The organism is Aestuariivirga sp. (assembly GCF_037139295.1).
Taxonomy (GTDB): Bacteria; Pseudomonadota; Alphaproteobacteria; order Rhizobiales; family Aestuariivirgaceae; genus Aestuariivirga.
Map to the genome: position 1 here is coordinate 1 of NZ_JBAXGR010000199.1, position 3,512 is coordinate 3,512.

Below are 3,512 nucleotides of genomic sequence, written 5' to 3' on the forward strand. Positions count from 1 at the left end.
ATGGAGTACCGAGATGGCCAACGTCACGTTTTTCGTCATGATCCCCTTCAAGAAGATGAGGGGTGGAATTGTCGCTCAGGCGGGCGTGCAATGCTCCTCGGAGCGTTCGGCAATGTCGCAGGCGCGTGACGCTGTCACCAAGGGCGCAGTGGGTGCCATCGCCTTCAAGCGCTCTGGCGATCCTGGGCTTGGCGAATACGGCGAGGCCACGCTGATCTGCCAGGAAGGCGACGTGCCGGACAGCGTCGAGGACATGCTTGCTGCCTGATGAGCCCAACGTATTTTCGGATCGCAGATTTACCCTCTAGGGTTGCTATGATGCTCGCTGCAGCAAGTTTTTGTTTTCTAAATTTCCTGTGACTTGAAGAACCCTTGGCAGTTTCTTATACTTATCTGCAATGTTTTCGCTGGAGGAACGAATGGTCGATTTCCGATATGCCCCACAGTCTCGGGTTGATGCCCGCGCCGTGGTCGATCAGGGTCTGCGCGCCTATATGCTGGGCATATACAACTACATGGCGCTCGGCGTGGCGGTTACCGCCATCGTCGTGATGGCGAGCTACACCATTCCCGCCTTTGGGGCCTTGGTGAATGTACTGGCCTTCCCGGCCGTGATCGGCCTGATCGCCATGGGCTTCTTTGCACAGCGCCTGCTGATGGGTGGCACGGTTGCGCGCGCCCATGTGGTCTACTGGGCCTATGTGGCGCTGTGGGGCATCGGCATTGCGCCGATGGTGAACCGCTACCTTGGCGTCAACCCCTCGATCGTGATGACGGCCTTTCTGTCCGCTGCCGCCACCTTCGGCGCGATGAGCCTGTGGGGCTACACCTCGAAACGTGATCTCTCCGGCATGGGTGCCATGGCTGGCATGGCTCTGATTGGCTTGCTGATTGCAGGCCTCGTGAATCTGGTGGTTGCCATGTTCACCGGCATCACTGCTGCCGCCATGATGATCAGCATGGTCATCTCCTTCGGCTTCGTGATTTTCGTGTCGCTCATCACGGCGTGGGAAACGCAGGCCATCAAGGAGATGTATGTGGAAGCCGACAGCAGCGAAGCCGTGGCGCGCAAGTCTGTGTTCGGCGCCTTCGTACTCTATGGCAGCTTCATCAGCATCTTCGTCAACATCCTGCAGATCCTGGGCTTTATGAACTCCAACGACTGATCCAGTCAGGATTGCAAATTCAGGCCTAACCTCGAAAATTGGTTAGGCCTTTACTCTGCATGCACTGGATAATAGCGCTGAGTGCGGTTGAACCGCTGACCTCGGTTCTTGGTCGCCATCTGCCACACTCCTTGTTCGGGGCGAAGCAGTTCTCCTGCTACATGCGAGAGAAGATCTGGGGTAAGTCCCAAAGTTTAAGCGTGGCCTTCGTGGTGAAGCGCAACTGAGGTGGCGTGTTGAAGCGCACTGGCAGGGCGCGGTTTCCCTTCGAGCAGCTGTGGGGTCCTTCCGTGCCGAAGGAGATGTTGCGAGATGAAGCCTATGCCGCGTGGCAGGAGCAGCATCCGCGCGTCCTCACCGGTTCGTCGCGATTTATGGCGCTGATGCTGAGTGGTGCAGGGCTCCGCGGCAGACCGCCGGACGCGCGTCCACCGTGAGGGGTGGGGGTTAGGAACTCCATTTTCAACCTTAGAGATGCGCTGGCGCGGCAGCCCGGTTTTCGAGAGTTTTTCTGATTTTGATTTTTCCGTTTTGTTTTGACTTGGCGGCACGAAAAGCCCTGATTTCATTGGGTATGACCCCCGAGTTAGCGTGTTTCGGCCATTTTGATTTCCGCCCTGCCACGGGCGTCTTGATCGTGGGGCAAACTCTGGATCCTCGGTGGGTACTGGGCCCTCGGCGGCGAACTCGCCGTGATGGCGGATGATCGGCCGCCTGTCTCCAGTCAACGGGTTGTCTTCAAGGTTGGTTGAGATCAGGCTGCCATCAGGACTTCACGAATGCAACGCTAGGCGACAGCAGGAAAGGTGGCAAATAACCTGTGAGATTGCTGAATGGGAGCACTTCGGCCTTGAGCCGAATGCCCAGGACATCCAACATGAAAGATCGCCTGGCCTCGATCCGCGACCAAGTCTCCGGAAAGCTGTCTCGAAACTCCGCCCGGCCTCTCTCATCAAGCAAGGCTATCCCATCCTCGATGTTGACAGACGCGTAATCCGACCCTGTGGCTGGAATAATGTCGATCTGCAGTGCTTGGCCGGAACGGAGACACTCTCGACTGTCCGGATAGATCGGCGTGTTCATCCACTCGTCAAGATGGATAAGATGACCGGGGTTCAGAATAAGTCCAAAGAACGGATCGCCAAGGTGCCGACGCACCATGGCGTCAATCTGGCCACCGCATACTCCAAGGCCGATGGTTTCATACCAATCCGCGGCGCAAGAAAAATACGGAGCTGCGAGGCGCTCACTGTAATCCTGAATGGCCGTTGGCAATTCTGTGGCATCGTGAACCAGAAAACCTGATCGACAGGTCAATCCGCCGCAGTACCCGAACGCAACTGTAAATGGCTCACCGGTTCGTAGAGGCCTGGAAGACGGACTTGCCAACCCGAGGCGCGTTCTGTCGCCCGACATCAGCATTGTATGGCAGCTGAGAGGAAGGCCAATCGGCTTGAGCAACTGAGCTGCCTCGTGTTCTGTCATCCCCGGCCGCAAACCAAAGATGAGGCGCTTGACCGATTCAGAGGCGTGGCATGCGGAGAACTCGAACTGGGCAAGCTGGGTAACCTCATTCACCGCTCGCATGCCCGATGACGAATCCATCAACAGACGGGTTATGTTGCTGCATCTGCCGCGATCTCCTGCAAGATGGCGGATCGTATCGACGATGTACGCGGGTGCATCTATCCACTGATCAGGATCGGCCGTCTCAACGTGTCCGAAATACTTCCATCCTACAATGCCGATGGACTGTCCCTTGATGAGCCCAGCCTTGGCCAACAAGTCGGACAAAGGCGGGGTTTTGCTCCTATCCTGACCCAGCAGGCCAAAGGGTGGATAGAGCCAGACCTCTGGACGCAGCGGAGAGCTCGAAGCATAGCCTTGATTCTCCGGCCCAGTAATGATGAGCGGCTCACGGTGCAGGCCAATAACTAGAAGAGCCTCCTCGAATCGCGGCTCGAAGCCCGTGAGATAGGCGATGTTCGCGGCATGCTCCCGGTCAGCATAAATCACCGCGGCATCAATGCCTATGTGGATCAGGCGCTTCCTGAAGGTGTCGAGCCGGTCTCTGTAGGTCCGCATGGAGAGTTCAGGACGGCTTGATGGTAGGCCAAAGTCCGGCAGCTTGACATCAGCAAGGGTGAATTTGGGCATCTGCTCTGGCCTTCCTATAGGTGGGTAACGCGGCCCGAAACTCTCACGTGGGGCAAGTCACTCGGAATGTCTGAGTGTTGTTTCAGAACATCATTCCAAGAGGTCCTGGGTCAAGCCCCTCAGTTGCCTTTCATCATCATGTCTCATAGAAACCGCGAACGCCCTAGTGCGAGCAGACCGCATCTGGAC

At 57.0% G+C, this 3,512-nt stretch carries 4 protein-coding genes; 3 read left to right on the forward strand and 1 reads right to left on the reverse strand.

What is annotated here, in order from left to right; genetic code table 11:
- From WCJ41_RS20700 to WCJ41_RS20710, 3 genes are all read left to right on the forward strand, one after another.
- The coding region (locus WCJ41_RS20700; RefSeq protein ID WP_336907730.1) for a hypothetical protein at positions 1 to 268 on the forward strand (268 nt) is incomplete at its 5' end.
- Between the two features lie 151 nt (positions 269 to 419).
- Positions 420 to 1,166, forward strand: coding sequence for a Bax inhibitor-1/YccA family protein (locus WCJ41_RS20705; RefSeq protein ID WP_336907731.1), 747 nt, complete (start codon positions 420 to 422; stop codon positions 1,164 to 1,166).
- 233 nt (positions 1,167 to 1,399) lie between these two features.
- Positions 1,400 to 1,603 carry a hypothetical protein gene (locus WCJ41_RS20710; RefSeq protein WP_336907732.1) on the forward strand — a complete coding sequence of 68 codons (204 nt, stop codon included), beginning with the start codon at positions 1,400 to 1,402 and terminating at the stop codon, positions 1,601 to 1,603.
- A gap of 328 nt (positions 1,604 to 1,931) precedes the next feature.
- Here the strand turns inward: WCJ41_RS20710 and WCJ41_RS20715 are convergent, their stop codons facing one another.
- Positions 1,932 to 3,323, reverse strand: coding sequence for an aminopeptidase P family N-terminal domain-containing protein (locus WCJ41_RS20715; protein ID WP_336907733.1), 1,392 nt, complete (start codon positions 3,321 to 3,323; stop codon positions 1,932 to 1,934).
- Positions 3,324 to 3,512: the final 189 nt, after the last annotated feature.

Excerpts from the sequence above, each read along its gene's own strand:
- WCJ41_RS20715 (WP_336907733.1), bottom strand. The coding sequence starts at position 3,323 with ATGCCCAAATTCACCCTTGCTGATGTCAAGCTGCCGGACTTTGGCCTA.
- WCJ41_RS20705 (WP_336907731.1), top strand. The coding sequence starts at position 420 with ATGGTCGATTTCCGATATGCCCCACAGTCTCGGGTTGATGCCCGCGCC.